Source organism: Curtobacterium sp. L1-20, from assembly GCF_048755855.1.
Classification (GTDB): domain Bacteria; phylum Actinomycetota; class Actinomycetes; order Actinomycetales; family Microbacteriaceae; genus Curtobacterium.
This window is the reverse complement of sequence record NZ_CP151473.1, coordinates 16,506-36,723: the sequence shown is the minus strand read 5'-3', so window position 1 is coordinate 36,723 and position 20,218 is coordinate 16,506. Positions and strand designations below refer to the sequence as shown.

Genomic DNA, 20,218 nt, shown 5'->3' with positions numbered 1-20,218 from the left:
CCCGTCCGGCCGGCGACCGCGGAACGCGCGCCGGACGACCAGCCGGGAGGCGCGGGTCGCCGCCGCCGGCGCGTCACCACCCAGCCGACACCCGGCTACGACCCGGCTCCGGCCCCGGAACCGGCTCGGCACCGCGACGGCGAGAACGACGCCCGACTCCGCGGGGACGTCCCTCCCCACTGGTGAGCCGGTAGCCTTGCCTGCGATGAGTGACACCGCGCGACAGCGCCCCGACTGGCAGACCTGGCCGAACCTGATCACGCTGTTCCGGCTCGTGCTGATCCCGGTCTTCGTGGGGCTCGTCGTCGCCGGGCACCCGGGGTGGGCCCTCGTCGCGCTCGTCGTCATCGGGGTGAGCGACTGGGCGGACGGCTTCATCGCACGCCGCTTCGACCAGGGCTCGAAGCTCGGCAAGGCCATCGACCCCGTCGCCGACCGCCTGGCGATCATCGCGATCGTGCTGTCGCTCGTGCTGACGGGGCTCCTGCCGTGGTGGGTCGTGGCGGTCGTCGTCCTCGTCGACCTGGTGCTCGTGGTCATGTCGAGCGTGCTGTTCCACGGCAACCCGGACCTCGACGTCACCTGGACGGGCAAGATCCGCTCGGCGCTGCTCTTCGTCGGCCTGCCCGTGCTGCTGTTCTCGGCCGTGCACACGGTCGACGAGCACGCGCCGTGGGTACGGGTCGTCGCGCTCGTGTTCGTCTACCTCGGCACCGTCGGGCACGTGCTCGCCGGCATCCAGTACGCGGCCGCGATGGTCGCGAAGCGACGCGCGGTCGGGGCACCCACGCGCTGACGCTCGCCCGCGGCGCACAATGCAAGTCCGTGCGAACCACGTCACCTCGCGGTTCGGACGGACTTCGGTCGGTCGGATCGCCGAGGTCGCACCCCCGTACGAACTTCGCACCCCGAAGTGACGGGGTGCGAAGTTCATGCGGGGGTGCGATCGCGGTGCCGCGGGCGCGCGGTGGTCGCACCTGACCCACCGCGCGCCTCCCCGCAAGGCCGCCGCCGTGCCTACCCGCGCGCCCACGTCCGGAGCGCCCGCGTGCGGCGCGCCCGCGTCCGGGCACAGAACCACGGAACCGACGTCGAACCAGCCGCGGGGCTGGTTCGACGTCGGTTCCGTGGTCGGGGAGCGCTACAGCTTCGTCGAGCCGGCGATCCCGGGGCCCTCGGGCGCGGTCGACGGCGCGACGTGCGCGCCGCCACCGGACGGCACCGCGTCGCCGTTCTGCGTCCGCAGCAGGTCGCGGATCTCCAGCAGCACCTCGACGTCGGTCGGCGGGACGTCCTGCGGCGTCTGCTCCTGGTTCTTCTTGACCCGGTCGAAGGCGACCTTCTTGAGGTGGTTCACCGGCACCACGAGCGCGAAGTACACGACCGCCGCGACGATGAGGAAGTTGATGACCGCGCCGATGACGGCACCGAAGTACATGGTCGCGTGGTCACCCGAGACGGTGGGGATCCGCACCGGCAGCGCTTTGTCGAGACTCGAGGCGTTGAACACGGCACCGATCGCCGGGTTGATCACGGCGTTCACGATGGCGGTGACGATCGCGGTGAACGCGGCACCGATGACCACTGCGACGGCCAGGTCGATGACGTTGCCGCGGAGCAGGAACTCCCTGAAGCCCTTCACGCGGGCCTCCTTCCGGTCGAGGAGACCCCAACCTACCGAGGAGGCCGACGGCCGGTCAGGAGGCGCTGGGCGCAGCCGGCTTCGACTCGGACTTCTTCGGTTCGCTCTTCGCGGGCTCGGCCTTCGGCGCGCTCGACGAACCCTCGGCCTTCGGCGTGGTCCGGGAGTCGGTGCGGTAGAAGCCGCCGCCGTTGAAGGTGACCCCGACGGGGGAGAACACCTTGCGCAGCACACCCCCGCACACCGGGCACTCGGTGAGCGTGGCGTCGGAGAACGACTGCTTGATGTCGAAGGCGTTGCCGCACTCGGTGCAGCGGTACGAGTAGGTGGGCACCCTAGCTCCGGAACGTGATGATGCGGGACGGCGTGATGATGCCGTCGACGGGTTCGTCGTGGGCTTCGCGCGGGACCTCGTCGAGGTACTCCGCGTCGAAGATCACAGCATAGACGGGCGGGCGGTTCGCCATCGACCCGAGGGTCTTGTCGTAGTAGCCGCGGCCCCAGCCCATCCGGACGCCGTCGTGGCCGACCGCGGCGGCCGGGGCGAGGATCGCGTCGACGTCGTTGATCGCGAGCGGGGAGAGGACCTCGCCGACCACCTCGGGCATCCCGAGCGGCCCCTCGGTCTCGGACGAGCCGTCGCCCACCGCCCAGTCGAGCAGGCCGTCCTCGCGGGTGACCGGCAGGAGCACGCGGACGTCGTGCGCGAAGGCCCAGTTCAGGAAGGGCCGGACGTTCGGCTCGTCCGGCGCGGACAGGTACAGGGCGAGGGAGTGGACCTGGCGCTCCTCGACGAAGCGCTGCAGGGTCGCGGTGAGCGACGCGGTGTCGGCGTCACGCTCGGTCGTGGTCCGGGTGCGCCGCCGCTGCCGGAGTTCGGCTCGCAGGGCGCGCTTCTCGTTCCCGAGATCGGCGATCATGCGCAGGAGTCTACCGAGGCACCTCGTTGCGGCTTCCCGCCGGGAAACGCGCCGACCCCGTGTCCCCAGCAGTGACGACATGCCCCCTCCAGGGGCCATCCGATAGTTTCTTGCGCATGGGCTTCCAGATTTCGAAGGCGGTGATCCCCGCCGCAGGGCTGGGCACGCGCTTCCTCCCCGCGACCAAGGCGATGCCGAAGGAGATGCTCCCCGTCGTCGACAAGCCGGCCATCCAGTACGTGGTGGAAGAGGCCGTCGGCGCCGGACTGACCGACGTGCTCATGATCACGGGCCGCAACAAGAACGCGCTCGAGAACCACTTCGACCACGTGTCCGAGCTCGAGGAGACCCTGAAGAAGAAGGGCGACCACGAGAAGCTGCAGAAGGTGAACCAGTCCACGGACCTCGCCGACATGCACTACGTCCGCCAGGGTGACCCGCTGGGCCTCGGCCACGCCGTGCTCCGCGCGAAGATGCACGTCGGCCGCGAGCCGTTCGCCGTGCTCCTCGGCGACGACATCATCGACGCCCGCGACCCGCTGCTCAAGCGCATGATCGAGGTCCAGGGCGAGAAGAACGCCACCGTCGTCGCGCTGCTCGAGGTCCCGGAGTCGCAGACCCACCTCTACGGCATCGCGACGGTCGAGCAGACCGACACCGACGACGTCGTGAAGATCACCGGCCTCGTCGAGAAGCCGGCGCAGGGCGAAGCGCCCTCGAACCTGGCCATCATCGGCCGCTACGTCATCCGCCCCGAGGTCTTCGACGTCCTCGAGAAGCAGGAGCCGGGCAAGGGCGGCGAGATCCAGCTGACCGACGCGCTCATGAAGATGGCGAGCGCCGAGGAGTGGACCGGCGGCGTGTACGGCGTCGTGTTCCGTGGACGCCGGTACGACACGGGTGACAAACTCGACTACATCAAGGCGATCGTGCAGCTCGCCTCGGACCGCGATGACCTCGGCCCCGACCTCAAGTCGTGGCTCAAGGAGTTCAACGCGGGCGAATGAGTCGACCCATCCCGCACGGGTCCGGAACCCCGGACCCGTGCGGGACACCCGCTCCGGGGATCAGCCGGAGCACCGGAGGAACCTGAGCGATGACGACGATCCCGACCCTGTCCCACGGGCGGGTCACCATCCGGCCCCTCCGGCTGCGCGACACCCGTGACCTCGACGTCGCCCTCGCGACGAACCGCTCGTGGCTCCGCACGTGGGAGGCCACGAACCCCTCGGGGCACGTCTCCTCCGACGTCCGCGGCAGCATCCGCGCGCTCCAGGCCAACGCCCGCGCGGGTCTCGGCCTGCCGTTCGCGATGGAGCTCGACGGCCGCTTCGTCGGACAGCTCAACGTGTCCGGCATCACGTACGGCTCCCTCGCCAGTGCGTCCATCGGCTACTGGGTCGTCGAGGACGCCGCCGGACACAACGTCACCCCGATCTCCGTCGCGATGGCGGTCGACCACTGCTTCCGCGTGGTCGGGATCCACCGGATCGAGATCTGCATCCGGCCGGAGAACGCCCCGTCGCTGCGGGTGGTCGAGAAGCTGGGCTTCCGGTTCGAGGGCCTCCGCCGCCGGTACATCCACATCAACGGCGACTGGCGCGACCACTTCTGCTTCGCCCTCGTCGCCGAGGAGGTCCGCGAGGGCGTCCTCGAGCGCTGGGTCCGCGGCGAGGTCCCGCCGGGGGTGGGCAGCGTCCCGCTCGCCGCGCGGGACGAGGCGGCGCTGCCGCTGCAGACGACTCCCCGCCTCTGACGCGTCGGACCCGTCCCCGGGCGACCGGTCGGCCCGGAGGCGCGGGTCGTCCCCGGCGGTCCGGCCCGGCCCCGGTGATTCCACCGCGACACGCGCAACACGCGTCCGCCAATCACCTGGCGGGGGAACGCGCACCCCTACCGTGTCCCCATGGCAGGAATCGGCTCGTGGGGTGGCGGCATCGTGCTCCTCGTGGCGGCCGTGCTGTGGCTCGTCTACCTCATGCCCTCCTGGGCTGCCCGTCGCCAGTACCTCGCCACCGAGCGGAACGCGATCCGGCTCCAGCAGACGCTCCGCATCCTCGCGCAGACCGCCGAGCTGCCGGACGAGGTCCGCGTCGAGATGAACGCGAAGTCCCTCGCCGAGGCGCAGCGCGTCGCCCGTTCCGAGGAGGCGAAGCGCACCGCGATCGTCCGCGCCCACGAGGCCGCACGGCAGCGTGAGATCACCCGACGCCTCGCCGAGCAGGCGCCGGTGCTCGAGCGCGCCTCGTCCGTCCCGGCGCTCACCGCGATGCGCATGCGACGGTCCCGGCTCGGCGCGACGCTGCTCGGCACGCTCGGCCTCGTCGTCGCCCTCGTCGTCGTCGTCGCGGCGCCGTCGATGTGGCTCGTCGGCATCGCCGGTCTCGTCGCCGCCGGTGGGTCGGCAGCCGTCCTCGCACAGCTGCACCAGGTCGCGACGGCGCGGAAGGCGCGGACCGCTGCGTCCGCGCCGGACGTGACCCGTGCCTCCCGTCCGGCCAGCACGTGGACGGACCCGGCGCCGCCCCTGTCGACCGAGCAGCCCGCCCGGCCCGCGCGTGACCGGACCTGGACCCCGAACACGGTCCCGAAGCCCCTCTACGTCGCGACGCCGTCCGCTCCCGCCGCCGCGCCGGAGTCGTCGGCCGAGCTGGCGGCACGGCTGCGGGAACGGGTCGCCGAGGCCAAGGCGGAAGCGGAGGCCGAGGCCGCCGCGATCCGCGCTGCCGAGTCGGACCCGTCGCTCGCGCGGGTCTCGCGGATGCGCCCCGACGTCGAGGAGGCCGTGGCCTCCCTGTCCGCGCACGACCAGGGTCGCCTGGCCGAGCGTTTCGGGCTGCGCGCCCCGGCGTCGGAGGAGGCGACCGCTGCCGAGCCCGCGGCTCCGACGGCTCCGGCCGCTCCGCCCGCTCCGCCCAGCAAGTGGGCGGGCATGGGCGTGCTCGGCGACGACGCGTACCAGCAGGCCGACCTCGACGCGATCATGCGTCGTCGCCGCGCCGTCTGACGCTCCGGTCGAGCGGCACGCCCGGAACGGCCGCGTCGATTTCGGTTCCGCCGTCGGCTGGTGCTAGTGTGGTCGAGCACTTGGGGCTATGGCGCAGTTGGTAGCGCGTCTCGTTCGCAATGAGAAGGTCAGGGGTTCGAATCCCCTTAGCTCCACCAAGGCACCACGACGAAGGCCACCCGCTCGGGTGGCCTTCGTCGTTCCCGGCGCGTCGGCCGGGCACGCCGTCGCGTCAGCCGGGCACGCTCTCCGTCAGGATCCCGGCCTGGGAGAGCTCCGCGTGGATCGCGTTGGCGGCCTGCTCGAACGCGCGGTTGCCGCGCGAGACGCCCAGGGCGCCACCCTTGATCGCCGACTTGCCGGTACCGCGCAGCAACCGTGCCACGGTCCGGCCGTCGGGCGCGACCATGATCTGGACGTCGAGGCGGGTGTGGAAGGTGCGGTCGTTCGCCATGCCGCCGATCAGCAGCGTGAGGCCCAGGCTGCCGCGGGTCGCGCGCAGGGCTCCCTGGTCGGCGTCCTCGACGGTGTAGCCCTCGCGGGCGAGGGCCCCGCCGACACGGGCGCGGACGGAGTCGGGGTCGGCGGCGACGAAGAAGTCGTGGCTCTCGGGCATGGTGAGTGATCCTCTCGATGGTGGGTCCTACCGGAGATCATGCCGTGTCGTCGCCTACCCTGGAAGCACCATGACTGCTTCGCTGACCCGTCGGTCCCTGCTCTCCCTCGCCGGCGTGACCGGGATCGGCCTCGCCGTGGCCGCCTGCTCGGCCGACGGTGGGTCCGCGGGCGGCGGGGGCAAGAGTGCGGGAACCGGCGGCGGCACGTCGACGGGTGGTGGCGCGGCTGCGAGCCCGACCGCGAAGCCCGTCGCGAAGCGCGTGACGCCGGCGCAGGTCCCGCTCGCCGGCGGCGTGACGGTCACCGTCGCGGGCACCGGGCTCGCCGCGGTCAAGGGCGTCACCGTCGGCGGGGTGGCCGCTCGCGACGTGCAGGCCTCGGCGACGAAGGTCACCTTCACGGCGCCCCACCAGGCGATGTACACCGCCGGCGCTGCGGACGTCGCGCTCTTCACGTCGGCCGTCGACCCCTCGCCGTCGGCCAACCAGTCGTCGGACGGCAACGGCAGCGCGGCGAACGACGGGCAGTCCGGAGCGACGCAGGACTCCTCGTCCGCGTCGCCGGCACCGACCGACGCACCCGTCCCGGACGCCTCGACGGCCGTCGCGACCTCCACCCTCGCCTACGCCGCGCTGACCGACGTCGACCGGCAGCTGCAGTACGCGATGGCGCACTGGAAGGACTACAACCTCGCCGAGTACGGCACGATGAACCCGATCGGCGGGGACTGCGCGAACTACGTCAGCCAGACGCTCGTCGCTCGCGGGTGGCAGCAGCGGTCCGACTGGTACAACCGGGACGCCGGCGCAGCGCACTCCGCCACGTGGACCTACTGCCCGACGATGGACCCGTGGCTCACCGCGAACGCCGCCGAGTTCGGGTTGACGCGTCGCTCCCTCGACGAGCGGGACAAGGTCAAGGTCGGCGACATCGTCTTCTACGACTGGAACCACAACGACTCGCCCGACCACACGACGATCGTGTCCGAGGTCTTCACGGAGCCGGACGGCACGATCCGCATCAAGTCGGCCAGCCACAACCAGGACGGGCCGTACCGCGACCTCGACGAGATGATCACCGTGCAGCACCCGGGCGGCACCGCCTGGTTCCACACGTTCGACGCGTAGCGGGCGGGGCGCCGGCGTCGACCCGTGTGTGCATGGTCCGACGGAGCGCCGCACCCGCTGACCGCCGCCGGTCCGGCCACCCGCGCCGCACCCCGCGTCAGGGGTACCCGAGGAACCAGAGCAGCACGATCGCCACCGGCTGCAGGCACACGCCGACGACCAGCCACGTGACCGCCCGCCGCCGCGTCCCCACGAACACGTCCGACCCGAGGAGCGGTGCCGTCGGCATGAGCAGCCGGGGCAGGCTCTGCTGCGGCAGGAACACCGCGACGAGGTACAGCGCGTACGACGCCGTGAACGAGACGACGTCGACGCCGAGCGCCCGGACGCCCGGCCGCGTGAAGAACAGCACCGCCCCCACGAGCACCACCACCACGAGCACGATGCCGAGCGGCCCGAGCCACGTCCCCGCCATCGTGAACCACGGCGTCAGCGGCGCGAAGTGCTGCCGCCCGACGAACCCGACCCACCAGGACAGCTCGGTGTCGAGGTAGGCACCCGGTCGGCCCGTCGCCGCTGACGCGACCACCGGCCACGCCAGTCCCGCCGCGGCGACCAGGAGCCCCGACGCGACGATCCAGGCCGCGTCCCGGACGGGGAGGGACCGCCGCTCGCGGGTCCACCGCACGACGAGGTGCACGGCCAGCGCGACCGCGAGCGCCAGCACGCCCGGCTTCGTGAAGGCCGCGACGATCCCGAGCGGTGCGACCACCCAGTACCGACGCCGCACCAGGGCGAGCAGCGCACCGAACAGCAGGAGCAGGAACGTGCTCTCGGCGTAGGCGACCTGCAGGAGGAACCCCGTCGGCGCGGCGGCGAACAGGGCCGTGGCCCAGCCCGCCCTCCGCCGGTCGCCGACCGCGAGGACGAGCCGGTACAGCAGCACGCAGGCACCGGCACCGGCGAGCGTCGCGACGACCACGCCCGCCACCCAGAAGGACCCGCCGGTGAGCGGCATGACGGCGCGGACGAGTGCCGGGAACACCGGGAGGAACGCCCACGCGTTCGGCAGCACGTGCCCGGCGTCGTCGAGCGGCAGCGTCGCCGGGTACCCGTGCTCGGCGATGGTCCGGTAGAACGACGCGTCCCACGAGCCGGAGAAGGTGAAGAACGACGGGTCGCGCCGGTACGAGGCGAACGTCCAGCCGTTCCCGGTGGCGACGAGGTAGGTCGTCGCCAGCAGGACGGTGCTCAGCACGCGGGACGCCAGCCAGAGGAGCAGGGGAGTGGTCCAGTCGCGGTGGCGCACCGCCGGGCCCGGGACCGGCCGGGAGGCACGGCTCGTCTCCGCAGCGCTGGTCACCGACCGATCCTCGCACGACCACGGCGTCCGACCCCTGTCCGTAAGGCGTACGGGTCAGGCCCGTCCCACCGGGGGAGCGTTGCATCGCTGGCGTTCCCTGGAAACGAACCACAGGAGGAAGCATGCCCTTCATCACCGTCGGCGCCGAGAACGGCCACGACATCGACCTGCACTACGACGACTTCGGTACGGGCGACCCCGTCGTCCTGATCCACGGCTGGCCGCTCTCCGGTCGCTCCTGGGAGGGGCAGATCCCGGCGCTCGTCGGGGCCGGACACCGCGTCATCGCGTACGACCGCCGCGGCTTCGGCCAGTCGTCGCAGCCGTGGGGCGGGTACGACTACGACACCTTCGCCGCGGACCTCGACAAGCTCATCACCGAGCTCGGGCTGACGAACGTCACGCTCATCGGCTTCTCGATGGGTGGCGGCGAGCTCGCCCGCTACGTCTCGACGTACGGCACGGGCAAGGTCGCGAAGCTCGTGTTCGCCAGCGCGGTCCCGCCGTACCTCTGGAAGTCGGACGAGAACCCCGAGGGCGGCGTCGACCAGGACCTGGCGGACTGGTTCGCGAACGGCATCGAGGGCGACCGGCCGGCGTTCCTCCACGAGTTCGTCGACATGTTCTACACGCCCGGCGGCAAGGTCTCGCTGACGCACAAGCCGCTCGTCAGCGACGACCAGCGCGCGTACGACCTCGCGATCGCGGAGCTCGCCTCGCCCAAGGGCACGCTCGACTGCACGGTGGCCTTCGCGACCACCGACTTCCGCGACGACCTGACGAAGGTGGACGTGCCGACCCTCGTGATCCACGGCGACGCCGACGGCATCGTGCCGTTCGAGGTGTCGGGACAGCGCACGGCCGCGGCGATCCCGAACGCGCAGACGCACGTGATCGAGGGCGGCCCGCACGGTGTGCTCGCCTCGCACCGCGACGAGTGGAACGAGGCGGTCCTCCGCTTCCTCGCGTCCTGACCCACTCCGCGCCCGGAACGGTGCGGGCTGCAGACCGCGCCGATCCCGGCGCAGCGTGAGCGGGAACGGTCGGGTCCGTCCGCCGGACCCGACCGTTCCTGCGCGCGGCGGGCGCGCCTCCCGGCCGCCCTCGGCGGGTCAGCGGCCGGTGACCGCGCGCCGGATCTGCTCGATCGGCACCTTCGGGGTGCGGTCGGCGTTCAGCAGCCCGTTCGTCTCCTGCATGGTGTCGGTGAGCTGCGTGTAGCAGGACCCGGCGAGGAACGAGCTCGCGCGGATCGCGTCGTAGAGCGCCGTGATCCGTGCGATCCAGTCGTCGCCGTCGGACGCCGAGGTGTACCCCCAGCCGTCCTCGCGCTGGGTGCCCGGCTGGTAGTTCACCCCGCCGAACTCGGTCAGCATGACCGGTTGTCCGCGGTCGACCGCGCCGCCGACGAGGATGCGCCGGTCGGCCGGGCCGATCCCGTCGACGAGGACGGTGCGAGCGGCGGCATCGGCGTAGGTCGCGGCCAGTCGCTGACCGTCGCCCTCGTAGTCGTGGATCGTCAGGATGTCGGAGTTCGTGTGCTCCCACCCGTCGTTCGAGATCACCGGACGCGTCGGGTCGATCGCACGGGTCACGTCGGCGAGCGCGCGGGCGTAGGCCTGCTGTGCCGGGTCGGTGGCGATGTGCTGCACGCCCCAGCTCTCGTTCGCCGGGACCCAGGTGACGATGGACGGGTGCGAGGCGTCCCGCTCGACGGCGTCCATCCACTCGCGCACCAGCCGCTGCACCGCTCGTGGCGAGAACGCGTACGCACCGGGTGCCTCACCCCAGACCAGGATGCCGAGCCGGTCCGCCCAGTACAGGAACCGCGGGTCCTCGATCTTCTGGTGGTTCCGGGCGGCGTTGAAGCCGAGGTCCTTGATCAGCTCGACCTCGCGACGCAGCGCCGCACGCGAGGGCGCCGCGATGTGGGACTCCGGCCAGTACCCCTGGTTCAGGACACTGCGCACGTCGTACCGCCGGCCGTTGAGCAGGAAGGCGCCACCGTCGGTCCCGACCGTGCGGATGCCGAAGTACGTCGCCACCGCGTCGGCCGCGGTGCTGACGGGCCGCTGCCCGGTGCCGGGCAGCAGCAGTGCGACCGTGGCGTCGACGAGCCGTGGGGCCTCCGGGGTCCAGTGCAGTTCGTCCTCGGCCTGCCCGTTCGACTGGCGGGCGATCGGGACGACGACCTCGAACTCGTCGCCGGTCGTCCCGAGGGTGGTCTCGATCGTGGCGAGGTGCTCGTCGCGGTCGTCCCAGCGGGCCTCGACGCGGAGGCGCTCGCCGCCGGTGCGCTCTCCGGTGGTGCGGACCGTCAGGCGCATGGTCGCGTGGTCGACGTTGGTCCAGCGCAACGATGCGATCGACACGGTGGGCACGGCCTCGAGCCACACGGTCTGCCAGATGCCGGTCGTCCGGCGGTACCAGATCGCGTGCGGGTCCTCGTGCCAGTCCTGCTTCCCGCGGGGCTGGGTGAGGTCGTGCGGGTCGTCCTCGGCCCGGACCACGAGGGTGTGCACCGCGTCGGGGTCGGTCGCGAGGGCGTCGGTGACGTCGAACGAGAACGGGGTGTGGCCGCCCTCGTGCTCACCGATGAACTGCCCGTCGATCCAGACGCGGGCGCGGTGGTCGACGGCGCCGAAGTGGAGCACCAGGCGCGGCGCGGCGGATCCGTGGCCGGCGGCCTCGAGTTCGGCACGGGAGATCCCCCGGGAGTACCAGACCACGGGGTGGAAGCCCGGCTCGTCGATGCCGGACGCGACGGACTCCGGCGGGAACGGCACGACGATGTCGCGGGCGTCGGGGAAGCCGCCGCGCCAGGCGGGGTCGTCGCCGTCGTTCCGGAACGACCACGTGCCGTCGAGGTCCGCCCACCGGGAGCGGAGCATCTGGGGCCGGGGGTACGTGCCGTCCTGCCGTGAGGCGAGCGGAAGGGCCGACGAGGGTGCGGTGTCAGGTGCGGCGACGGTGCCGTCGAGCGTGCTCATGCCTCCATGCTGGCGTGGCTGTACATCGTTGTAAAGAGGGATGCGGGGTTTGCCGTCGACACGGTCACGCGGTGGGTCGGTCGATCGCCCTCGGTCGATCGCCCTCGGTCGACCGCGGCGGCGGCCGCGGCCGATCCCGGTGGTGGCCTCAGTCGATCGCGGCGTCGCGCGTGAGGACCATCACGTCCATCCGGCCCTGCTGCACGACCTCACCCCGCTGGTTCCGGAGCGTCACGGTGCGTTCGACGATCCCGGTCCGTCCGGAGCTCGTCGGCCGTGTCGACAGGATCTCGACCTCGCAGGTCAGCGTGTCCCCGATGAACACCGGTGCGGTGAACCGCCACTCGTCGATGCCGAGCAGGGCGACCGCGGACCCCTCGAAGACCCCGGTGCGCGCGATGAGCCCGAGGCAGAGCGAGGTCCCGAGCAGCCCGTGCACGATGCGCTGGCCGTAGCGCGTCTTCGCGGCGAACTCGACGTCGGTGTGGACCTGGTTGTTGTCGTTCGTCCACGAGGCGAAGGACACCACGTCCGCCTCGGTGATCGTGCGGCCAGGGGTCGTGAAGGTCTGTCCGGCGGCGAGGTCCTCGAGGTAGTGCGGCACGTCGTCATCCTCGCAGACCGGCCCGCGCAGGTCCGCACGTCGCCGCGAGGAACCGGCACCACCCCAGGTGCCGACGCGTACGGTTCGCTGCATGAGCGACGAGGCACCCGACGAGCGCCCCCACGAGCCCCTGCCGACCGCCACGGCGCCGGCCACACCCGGGACCGAGCCCGGCGACCGCGACCTCGAGCAGTGGATCGCCCACCAGCGCTGGTACACGGCGAAGGGCGGCACCCCGCGGCTGCGGACGATCGCCCGGACGGACGGCACACGACTGGTCGTCGACGACGCCCCCACCGGAGCCGTGCTGTACCAGGCGCCGGTCACGGGCGGCGCCGACGCGTTCCGGGACGCCACCACGGACCTCGAGTGGGTCCGTGCGCTGGCCGCCCGGATCGACGCCGACCCCGAGAGCCTCCGCCCGATCGGCACCGTGACGAGTGCCCGTGTCCTCAGCGGCGAGCAGTCGAACACCTCGGTGATCTGCGACACGGAGTCCGGCGGCCAGGTCATCGTGAAGGTCTTCCGCGTCCTGCACCACGGCGACAACCCCGACGTGACGACGCAGCTCGCACTCTCGGCGGCCGGCAGCACCCGGGTCCCGCGGGTGTCCGGTGCCCTCCGTTCATCGTGGCCGGACCCGGGCCGCCCCGACGGCACGGCCACCGGGCACCTCGCCTTCGCCCAGGAGTTCCTGCCCGGCCTCGAGGACGCCTGGCGCGTGGCCCTCCGCGACGCCCGTCAGGGGACGCCGTTCACCGACGGCGCCGACCAGCTGGGCGCGGCGCTCGCCGAGGTGCACAGCACCCTGGCACAGGCCCTGCCCACCGAGCCGGCGGACGACGTGCGACGGGATACGGCGATCGCCACCATGCACGCCCGCCTCGACGCCGCGGCCGCCGAGGCCCCGTCCGTCGCCGAGCACGTCGACGCGGTCCGTGCCGTCTACGACCGCGCCGCCGCCGCGACGTGGCCCGACCTGCAGCGCATCCACGGCGACCTCCACCTCGGGCAGGTCCTCGCCGCACCGGGAGCGCGCGGCTGGGTCTTCCTCGACTTCGAGGGCGAACCGCTCCGGCCGCTCACCGAGCGCTCGCTGCCCGACGTCACCCTCCGTGACGTCGCCGGCATGCTCCGGTCCTTCGACTACGTCGCCGGTGCGCTCGCGCAGGACGCCGAGCCGGTGGACGCGCGCGCGTGGGCGGACGCCGCACGTGCCGCCTTCCTCGACGGGTACCAGCGGGGGACCGGCGCCGACCTGCTCGCCCACCGCGCGCTGCTCGACGCGTTCGAGCTCGACAAGGCCGTCTACGAGGTGGTCTACGAGGCGCGCAACCGACCCGACTGGATCGGCATCCCGCTGGCGGCCGTCACCCGGTTGGTGGGGCAGGGCGCGGTCTGACACCGGGCCGCCACGGCGGCGGGCCTGCGACCGGGCCCCAGGACGGACGGGAGGCGCGGTGCCAGTCGGCACCGTGCCTCCCGTCCGTCGGACGGACCGGTCAGTTGACCGGACCCGTGTACTTCTCGCCCGGGCCCTTGCCCGGCGCGTCCGGGATCGTCGACGCCTCGCGGAAGGCGAGCTGCACCGAGCGCAGGCCGTCCCGCAGCGGGCGGGCGTGGTGGTCACCGATCTCGGTCGCCGCGGCGGTCACCAGGCCCGCGAGGGCGGTGATGAGCTTCCGCGCCTCGTCGAGGTCGGTCTGCTCCTGCGGGTCGTCGGCCAGGCCGACCTTGACGGCCGCGGCGCTCAGCAGGTGGACGGCGACGGTGTTGATGAGCTCGACCGCCGGCACCTCCGAGATGTCGCGGGCCGCGTCGTCGGCGGCGTTCCCTGCCTCGGGTGCTGCTGGGGTGTCGGTCACGGTGCTCCTCTGCTAGACTCTGAAGCGGCAGATGCTGTCTGCGTGCCCGGACTCGTGCGAACGAGGCGATCACATCGGCAGCGTCACGAAAGAGGAGTCTCTCCCACCCGCGGCCGCGCACCACCAGGCTACCGGGTCCACACCGCTCCACCGGCGTCCGCGTCGGTCGGTCATCCGCAGGGATGGCGTCGGGCGGCTGCCGAACGGATCGCAGGTCCGTGCGTCAGATCTCCTCTCTCGTGCCGTCGCCCAGGGCAAACGCCCCGGACGGCCACCACCTGATTGAAGGAGCTCCGCATTCCCGATCCCCGTACCAACGACCGAATCCGCGTCCCCGAGGTCCGTCTTGTCGGACCCCAGGGCGAGCAGGTCGGCGTTGTCCCCATCGCCGTCGCACTGCGCCTCGCGCAGGAAGCCGAGCTGGATCTGGTCGAGGTCGCGCCGAACTCGAAGCCGCCCGTGGCCAAGATCATGGACTACGGCAAGTTCAAGTACGAGGCCGCTCAGAAGGCCAAGGAAGCGCGTCGCAACCAGGTGAACACGGACCTCAAGGAAGTCCGTTTCCGCCTGAAGATCGACGTGCACGACTACGAGACGAAGCGCAAGCGCGCCGAGGGCTTCCTCCTCGGTGGCGACAAGGTGAAGGCGATGATCCTCTTCCGCGGCCGCGAGCAGTCGCGTCCGGAACAGGGTGTCCGTCTCCTCCAGAAGTTCGCCGAGGAGATCGCCGAGTTCGGTGTCGTCGAGTCCCGTCCCACCCAGGACGGCCGCAACATGACGATGATCATCGCCCCGCTCAAGAACAAGTCCGACGTCAAGGGCGAGCAGAACGCCAAGCGTGCTGCTCAGAAGGCCGAGCGTCGCGCGTCGGAGCACGCCGCGAAGGGCAAGGACGGCGCGGACGCGCCCGCCGAGTCCGAGCCGGCCGAGGCTCCGGCCGAATAGGTCCCACCGACCGACCCGCGCAGTTCCCCACCCGCGATGGCGCGGCCCCCATCCATCCCACGGAAAGGCACCACCATGCCCAAGCAGAAGACCCACTCCGGGTCGAAGAAGCGCTTCAAGGTCACCGGCAGCGGCAAGATCATGAAGCAGCAGGCCGGTATGCGTCACAACCTCGAGGTCAAGTCGGCCAAGCGCAAGGCTCGCCTCAACGAGGACCAGGTCCTCGCACCCGCTGACGCGAAGAACGTCAAGAAGCTCCTCGGCCACTGAGCCCGACCGAACGTAAAGGAACAGATCAATGGCACGAGTAAAGAGAGCGGTCAACGCCGCCAAGAAGCGCCGCGTCATCCTCGAGCGCGCCGAGGGCTACCGCGGCCAGCGGTCCCGCCTGTACCGCAAGGCCAAGGAGCAGGTCACCCACTCCCTCGTCTACGCGTACCGCGACCGTCACGCGAAGAAGGGCGAGTTCCGTCGCCTCTGGATCCAGCGCATCAACGCCGCGTCGCGTGCGAACGGCCTGACCTACAACCGCCTCATCCAGGGCCTCGGCCTGGCTGGCGTCGAGGTCGACCGTCGCATCCTCGCCGACCTCGCGGTGAACAACCCCGAGACCTTCGCGGCGCTCGTCGAGACCGCCAAGAACGCGCTCCCGGCCGACACCTCGGCCCCGAAGGCTGCGTAGTCAGTCCTTCTGCTCGCGAAACCCCCGCCGGTCCGGCGGGGGTTTCGTCGTTCCTAGACTTGTCCCGTGAGCGATCTCCTCGAGAACCCCAAGGCCGGCCGCGTCCGTGCCGTCGCAGCGCTGTCGAAGAAGGACGTGCGCGCCGAGACGGGCCTGTTCCTGCTCGAAGGACCGCAGGCCGTGCGCGAGGCGATCGAGTACCGGCCGGAGCTCCTCCGCGAGCTCTACGTCACCCCGACGGCGGCCGCGCGCTACGGCCTCGACGATGCGCCGGTCGACACCTGGTTCGTCACGGAGCAGGTGCTCGACGCGATGGCCGACACCGTGACGCCGCAGGGCGTCGTCGCGGTGTGCCAGCAGTTCCCGACGTCGGTCAAGGACGTCTTCCCGGACGCCGGTGCCGACCAGGAGGCGCGGGGCGGCCTCCCCGGGATCGTCGCGATCCTCGAAGAGGTGCGTGACCCCGGCAACGCGGGGACGATCATCCGGGCCGCGGACGCCGCGGGCGCGGACGCCGTCGTCCTCACCGGGCGGAGCGTCGACCCGTACAACCCGAAGGTCGTGCGGTCGACCACGGGCTCGCTGTTCCACGTCCCGGTGTCGGTCGGCGTGACCCTCGCGGACGCGGTGTCCCGCGCGCGGGGCCTCGGGTACACGATCCTGGCCGCCGACGTCTCGGGCGACGACCTGCCCGAGGTCCGTGCCGACGGCATGCTCGACGGACCGACCGCGTGGGTGTTCGGCAACGAGGCGCGGGGCCTGACGTCCGAGGACCTCGCCCTGGTCGACCGCGCCGTGAAGGTGCCGATCTACGGCAAGGCGGAGTCGATGAACCTCGCGACCGCCGCGTCCGTCTGCCTGTACGAGTCGGCGTTCGCGCAGCGCACGGCACACCCCTCCACAGGCGCCTGATCGGGCTCGCCCTCCCCAGGCTGGCCGGTACAGGACGGCGGTATCCCACGGGCCGGTAGGCTTGGGCCTCGTGTCAGAACCTCTCGAGATCAGCGAACCGGCCGTCGCCGACGCGGTGGACCGGGCCCTCGCTGCGGTCCGCGCGACGACGACCGTCGCCGAGCTGAAGCAGGCCCGGGCCGAGCACACCGGTGAGCAGTCGCCCTTGGCGCGGATGAACGCGTCCATGCGCTCCGTCGCACCGGAGCAGAAGGCCGCTGCCGGCAAGCTCGTCGGACAGGCCCGCGGCCGGGTGAACCAGGCCATCGCCGAGCAGGAGTCCGTGCTCGCCGAGGCCGAGGAGCGTGCACGGCTCGATGCCGAGCGCGTCGACGTCACCGCGCTGCCGTCCCGCCGCACGCCCGGCTCGCGCCACCCGCTCTCACTCCTCAACGAGACCGTCGCCGACATCTTCGTCGGCATGGGGTGGGAGGTTGCAGAGGGCCCCGAGCTCGAGCACGAGTGGTTCAACTTCGACGCGCTGAACTTCGACCCGGACCACCCGGCCCGCGCCATGGCCGACACGATCTTCGTCGAGCCCGTCGACCGGCACCTCGTCATGCGCACGCACACCTCTCCGGTGCAGGTGCGGTCGCTGCTCTCGCGAGACCTCCCGCTCTACGTGATCGCTCCGGGCCGTGTCTACCGCGCCGACGAACTCGACGCCACGCACCTGCCGGTCTTCACCCAGGTCGAGGGCATCGCGATCGACAAGGGCCTGACGATGGCGAACCTCCGGGGCACGCTCGAGCACTTCGCGCGTCAGGTGTTCGGCGCCGAGGCGCAGATCCGCCTCCGCCCGAACTACTTCCCGTTCACCGAGCCCAGCGCCGAGATGGACGTCTGGCAGCCGAACGCCAAGGGCGGCGCGCGGTGGGTCGAGTGGGGCGGCTGCGGCATGGTCAACCCCAACGTCCTGCGCTCGGCGGGCATCGACCCCGACGAGTACCAGGGCTTCGCGTTCGGCATGGGCATCGAGCGGACGCTGCAGTTCCGCAACGGCCTGAACGACATGCGTGACTTCCTCGAGGGCGACATCCGCTTCTCGCAGCAGTTCGGAACGGTGGTCTGATGCGCGTCCCACTCCGTTGGCTCGGCGAGTCCGTCGACCTCCCCGACGACGTCACCCTCGAGCACGTCCACGCGGCGCTCGTCTCGGTCGGCTTCGAGGAAGAGGACGTCCACACGTACGACCTCACCGGACCGATCGTCGTCGGCCGTGTGCTCGAGCGCGAGCCGGAGCCGCAGAAGAACGGCAAGACCATCAACTGGTGCCAGGTCGACGTCGGCGAAGCCGAGCCGCGCGGCATCGTCTGCGGTGCGCACAACTTCGACGTCGGCGACCTCGTCGTGGTGACGCTCCCCGGCGCCGTGCTGCCCGGGCCGTTCCCGATCGCCGCACGGAAGACCTACGGTCACGTGTCCGACGGCATGATCGCCTCGGCGCGCGAGCTCGGTCTCGGCGACGAGCACGACGGCATCCTGCGCTTCGCGGACCTCGGCATGGAGCCCGAGGTGGGGGCGGACGCGATCGCGCTGCTCGGCCTCGACGACGCCGCGGTGGAGATCAACGTCACGCCGGACCGCGGGTACGTGATGAGCATGCGCGGTGTCGCTCGTGAGTACGCGCACGCCACCGGAGCGACCTTCCACGACCCCGTCGAGCGCGTCACCCGGCGTGCCGGCGAGGGCTTCCGCGTGACGATCGACGATGCGGCGCCGATCCGCGGACGCGTGGGTGCGAGCACCTTCGTGACCCGTGTCGTCCGTGGCATCGACCCGACCGCGACGACGCCCGCCTGGATGGTCTCGCGCCTCGCCCTCGCGGGTGTCCGGTCCATCTCGCTGCCGGTCGACATCACGAACTACGTCATGTTCGAGCTGGGCCAGCCCCTCCACGGGTACGACCTCACGACGGTGCGGGGCGGGCTCGGCGTCCGTCGTGCCGCGCCGGGCGAGACCCTGACGACCCTCGACGACGTCCGGCGGACGCTCGACCCGGAAGACCTCGTCATCACCGACGACGACGGCCCGGTCGGCCTCGCCGGCGTGATGGGCGGTGCGCGCACCGAGATCTCGGGGTCCACCACGGACGTCCTCATCGAGGCGGCCGGCTTCGACCAGGTCTCGATCGCGCGGACCGCACGTCGGCACAAGCTGCCGAGCGAGGCGTCGCGCCGGTTCGAACGCGGCGTCGACCCGCAGGTCGCCGAGGCCGCTGCGAACCGCGCGGTCGACCTCCTGGTCGAACTCGCCGGGGGCACCGCCGACGCGCTCGGGTCGACCCTCGTCGACGACGCACCGCGACCGACCCTCTCGATGCGGCTCAGCCGTCCGGCCGAGGTGATCGGCGTCGAGTACACCGACGCCGAGGTGATCGACACGCTCCGTGCGATCGGAGCCACGGTCGAGGCCGACGGCGGACTGCTCGCCGTCACGCCGCCGACCTGGCGTCCCGACCTCACCGACGACACCACGCTGGTCGAGGAGGTCGCCCGCATCGTCGGGTACGACCGCATCCCGAGCGTGCTGCCGGTGGCGCCGCCCGGTCGCGGCCTGACCGGGCACCAGCTGGCGCGCCGTCGCGTGGCCGCTGCCCTCGCCGCCGACGGCCTCGTCGAGGTCGTCACGGCCCCGTTCGTCTCGCGCGCGACGCAGGACGCCTACCCGGGCATCGACGGCGACGGCGGCCCGAGCGTCGTCCTCGCGAACGCCCTCGACAGCGAACAGAGCCTGCTGCGTCGCAGTGGCCTTCCGGCGCTCGTCGACGCCGCGCGACGCAACGTGTCGCGCGGTCTCGTCGACGTCGCCCTCTACGAGACGTCCCGCGTCTTCCTGCCCGTCGAGGGCACGGAGCTCGGGACGGACACCGTGCCCGCGGGCGCTGCGCTGCCGGACCGCGAGACGCTCGCCGCCCTCGACGCCGCCCTCCCGCCGCAGCCGTTCCACGTGTCCGCGCTGCTGGCCGGCAACCGTGTCGCGAAGCAGCCCGGCGTCCAGCCCGAGGCCTACGGCATCGCCGATGCGCTCGACGTCGCGCGGGCCGTGGCCTGGGCCGTCGGGGTGGAGCTCACCATGGCGCAGACGACCCACCCGTCGTTGCACCCCGGCCGTGCCGCCTCGCTCCTGGTCGGCGACACCGTCGTCGGCGTCGCGGGGGAGCTCCTGCCCGAGCTGACCGAGGCCGCGGTGCTGCCCCGCGTGGTCGCCGTGGTCGAGCTCGACCTCGACGCCCTGGTGTCCGCAGCACCCGAGCTGGTCTCGGTCGCACCGATCGTCTCCTACCCGGCCGCCACGCAGGACCTGTCCCTCGTGGTAGCCGTCGAGGTGCCGGCGGGGGACGTCCTGGACGCGGTCCGCGCTGGTGCCGGGGACCTCCTGGAGTATGCTCGGCTCGTGGATGACTACCGGGGCACCGGCGTGGACGAGGGACAGAAGTCCCTGACGTTCGCGCTGCGCTTCCGTGCCACGGACCGCACGCTGACCGCTGCCGAGGCCACCGAGGCCCGCGACGGCGCCGTCCGACGTGCCGGCGAGCGATTCGGGGCGACCCTGCGCGACTGA

Annotated in this window: 21 protein-coding genes and 1 tRNA gene; 14 read left to right on the top strand and 8 right to left on the bottom strand. The window is 72.0% G+C overall.

Going from position 1 to position 20,218, the window contains the following annotated elements:
• Nucleotides 1–205: 205 nt before the first annotated feature.
• Nucleotides 206–796 (top strand): CDP-alcohol phosphatidyltransferase family protein, encoded by a 591-nt coding sequence (locus AAEP86_RS01595; protein ID WP_420368825.1) that lies wholly within the window; start codon nt 206–208, stop codon nt 794–796.
• Nucleotides 797–1,141: 345 nt separating this feature from the next.
• Here AAEP86_RS01595 and mscL read toward each other — a convergent pair whose 3' ends face one another.
• From mscL to AAEP86_RS01580, 3 genes are read right to left on the bottom strand one after another with little or no spacing between them, the layout of a single operon-like run.
• Nucleotides 1,142–1,642 carry a large conductance mechanosensitive channel protein MscL gene (gene mscL / locus AAEP86_RS01590; protein ID WP_420368824.1) on the bottom strand — a complete coding sequence of 167 codons (501 nt, stop codon included), beginning with the start codon at nt 1,640–1,642 and terminating at the stop codon, nt 1,142–1,144.
• Nucleotides 1,643–1,697: 55 nt separating this feature from the next.
• Entirely contained in the window at nt 1,698–1,976 is a 279-nt protein-coding gene (locus tag AAEP86_RS01585; RefSeq protein WP_420368823.1) for an FmdB family zinc ribbon protein, read from the bottom strand.
• 1 nt (nt 1,977) lies between these two features.
• Nucleotides 1,978–2,562 carry a 5-formyltetrahydrofolate cyclo-ligase gene (locus AAEP86_RS01580; RefSeq protein ID WP_420368822.1) on the bottom strand — a complete coding sequence of 195 codons (585 nt, stop codon included), beginning with the start codon at nt 2,560–2,562 and terminating at the stop codon, nt 1,978–1,980.
• A 116-nt stretch (nt 2,563–2,678) separates the two neighbouring features.
• Here AAEP86_RS01580 and galU point away from each other — a divergent pair, with 116 nt between their 5' ends.
• The 4 genes from galU to AAEP86_RS01560 all read left to right on the top strand — a co-directional run bounded on the left by galU (nt 2,679) and on the right by AAEP86_RS01560 (nt 5,727).
• The gene (gene galU / locus AAEP86_RS01575; RefSeq protein WP_420368821.1) at nt 2,679–3,569 is read left to right on the top strand and encodes a UTP--glucose-1-phosphate uridylyltransferase GalU; all 891 of its coding nucleotides are present in this window, start codon (nt 2,679–2,681) and stop codon (nt 3,567–3,569) included.
• A gap of 89 nt (nt 3,570–3,658) precedes the next feature.
• Nucleotides 3,659–4,318, top strand: a complete 660-nt coding sequence (locus AAEP86_RS01570; RefSeq protein ID WP_420368820.1) for a GNAT family N-acetyltransferase — start codon at nt 3,659–3,661, stop codon at nt 4,316–4,318.
• Nucleotides 4,319–4,468: 150 nt separating this feature from the next.
• Nucleotides 4,469–5,569: a hypothetical protein gene (locus tag AAEP86_RS01565; protein ID WP_420368819.1), complete on the top strand. Its 1,101-nt coding sequence runs from the start codon at nt 4,469–4,471 to the stop codon at nt 5,567–5,569.
• Between the two features lie 82 nt (nt 5,570–5,651).
• Nucleotides 5,652–5,727, top strand: a tRNA-Ala gene (locus AAEP86_RS01560).
• A gap of 74 nt (nt 5,728–5,801) precedes the next feature.
• Here the strand turns inward: AAEP86_RS01560 and AAEP86_RS01555 are convergent.
• On the bottom strand, nt 5,802–6,185 hold the full coding sequence (locus AAEP86_RS01555) for a hypothetical protein (RefSeq protein WP_420368818.1): 384 nt from the start codon (nt 6,183–6,185) through the stop codon (nt 5,802–5,804).
• Between the two features lie 70 nt (nt 6,186–6,255).
• Between AAEP86_RS01555 and AAEP86_RS01550 the strand changes: the two genes are divergently transcribed.
• Nucleotides 6,256–7,314 (top strand): amidase domain-containing protein, encoded by a 1,059-nt coding sequence (locus AAEP86_RS01550; RefSeq protein ID WP_420368817.1) that lies wholly within the window; start codon nt 6,256–6,258, stop codon nt 7,312–7,314.
• Between the two features lie 97 nt (nt 7,315–7,411).
• Here the strand turns inward: AAEP86_RS01550 and AAEP86_RS01545 are convergent, their stop codons facing one another.
• Nucleotides 7,412–8,617: a hypothetical protein gene (locus AAEP86_RS01545; RefSeq protein ID WP_420368816.1), complete on the bottom strand. Its 1,206-nt coding sequence runs from the start codon at nt 8,615–8,617 to the stop codon at nt 7,412–7,414.
• A 122-nt stretch (nt 8,618–8,739) separates the two neighbouring features.
• Here AAEP86_RS01545 and AAEP86_RS01540 point away from each other — a divergent pair, with 122 nt between their 5' ends.
• Nucleotides 8,740–9,591: an alpha/beta fold hydrolase gene (locus AAEP86_RS01540; RefSeq protein ID WP_420368815.1), complete on the top strand. Its 852-nt coding sequence runs from the start codon at nt 8,740–8,742 to the stop codon at nt 9,589–9,591.
• A 138-nt stretch (nt 9,592–9,729) separates the two neighbouring features.
• Here AAEP86_RS01540 and AAEP86_RS01535 read toward each other — a convergent pair whose 3' ends face one another.
• Both AAEP86_RS01535 and AAEP86_RS01530 read right to left on the bottom strand, forming a co-directional pair.
• Nucleotides 9,730–11,607, bottom strand: coding sequence for a glycoside hydrolase family 2 protein (locus AAEP86_RS01535; protein ID WP_420368814.1), 1,878 nt, complete (start codon nt 11,605–11,607; stop codon nt 9,730–9,732).
• A 148-nt stretch (nt 11,608–11,755) separates the two neighbouring features.
• On the bottom strand, nt 11,756–12,211 hold the full coding sequence (locus AAEP86_RS01530; protein ID WP_420368813.1) for a MaoC/PaaZ C-terminal domain-containing protein: 456 nt from the start codon (nt 12,209–12,211) through the stop codon (nt 11,756–11,758).
• 91 nt (nt 12,212–12,302) lie between these two features.
• On the opposite strand from AAEP86_RS01530, the gene AAEP86_RS01525 reads away from it, so the two are divergent.
• The gene (locus AAEP86_RS01525) at nt 12,303–13,613 is read left to right on the top strand and encodes a phosphotransferase (RefSeq protein WP_420368812.1); all 1,311 of its coding nucleotides are present in this window, start codon (nt 12,303–12,305) and stop codon (nt 13,611–13,613) included.
• A gap of 100 nt (nt 13,614–13,713) precedes the next feature.
• Here AAEP86_RS01525 and AAEP86_RS01520 read toward each other — a convergent pair whose 3' ends face one another.
• Nucleotides 13,714–14,076 (bottom strand): DUF1844 domain-containing protein, encoded by a 363-nt coding sequence (locus AAEP86_RS01520; protein WP_420368811.1) that lies wholly within the window; start codon nt 14,074–14,076, stop codon nt 13,714–13,716.
• A gap of 282 nt (nt 14,077–14,358) precedes the next feature.
• On the opposite strand from AAEP86_RS01520, the gene infC reads away from it, so the two are divergent.
• From infC to pheT, 6 genes are all read left to right on the top strand, one after another.
• Nucleotides 14,359–15,021 (top strand): translation initiation factor IF-3, encoded by a 663-nt coding sequence (gene infC / locus AAEP86_RS01515; RefSeq protein WP_420368810.1) that lies wholly within the window; start codon nt 14,359–14,361, stop codon nt 15,019–15,021.
• A gap of 75 nt (nt 15,022–15,096) precedes the next feature.
• A complete protein-coding gene (rpmI, locus tag AAEP86_RS01510) occupies nt 15,097–15,291 on the top strand; it encodes a 50S ribosomal protein L35 (RefSeq protein WP_092090843.1) in 195 nt (64 codons plus the stop codon).
• A 28-nt stretch (nt 15,292–15,319) separates the two neighbouring features.
• The gene (gene rplT / locus AAEP86_RS01505) at nt 15,320–15,703 is read left to right on the top strand and encodes a 50S ribosomal protein L20 (RefSeq protein ID WP_065961870.1); all 384 of its coding nucleotides are present in this window, start codon (nt 15,320–15,322) and stop codon (nt 15,701–15,703) included.
• Between the two features lie 66 nt (nt 15,704–15,769).
• Complete coding sequence (locus tag AAEP86_RS01500) at nt 15,770–16,615, top strand: TrmH family RNA methyltransferase (protein WP_420368809.1); 846 nt, start codon at nt 15,770–15,772, stop codon at nt 16,613–16,615.
• Nucleotides 16,616–16,685: 70 nt separating this feature from the next.
• Entirely contained in the window at nt 16,686–17,726 is a 1,041-nt protein-coding gene (gene pheS / locus AAEP86_RS01495) for a phenylalanine--tRNA ligase subunit alpha (protein WP_420368808.1), read from the top strand.
• On the top strand, nt 17,726–20,218 hold the full coding sequence (gene pheT, locus AAEP86_RS01490) for a phenylalanine--tRNA ligase subunit beta (RefSeq protein ID WP_420368807.1): 2,493 nt from the start codon (nt 17,726–17,728) through the stop codon (nt 20,216–20,218). Before pheS ends, pheT begins: the two co-directional genes overlap by 1 nt.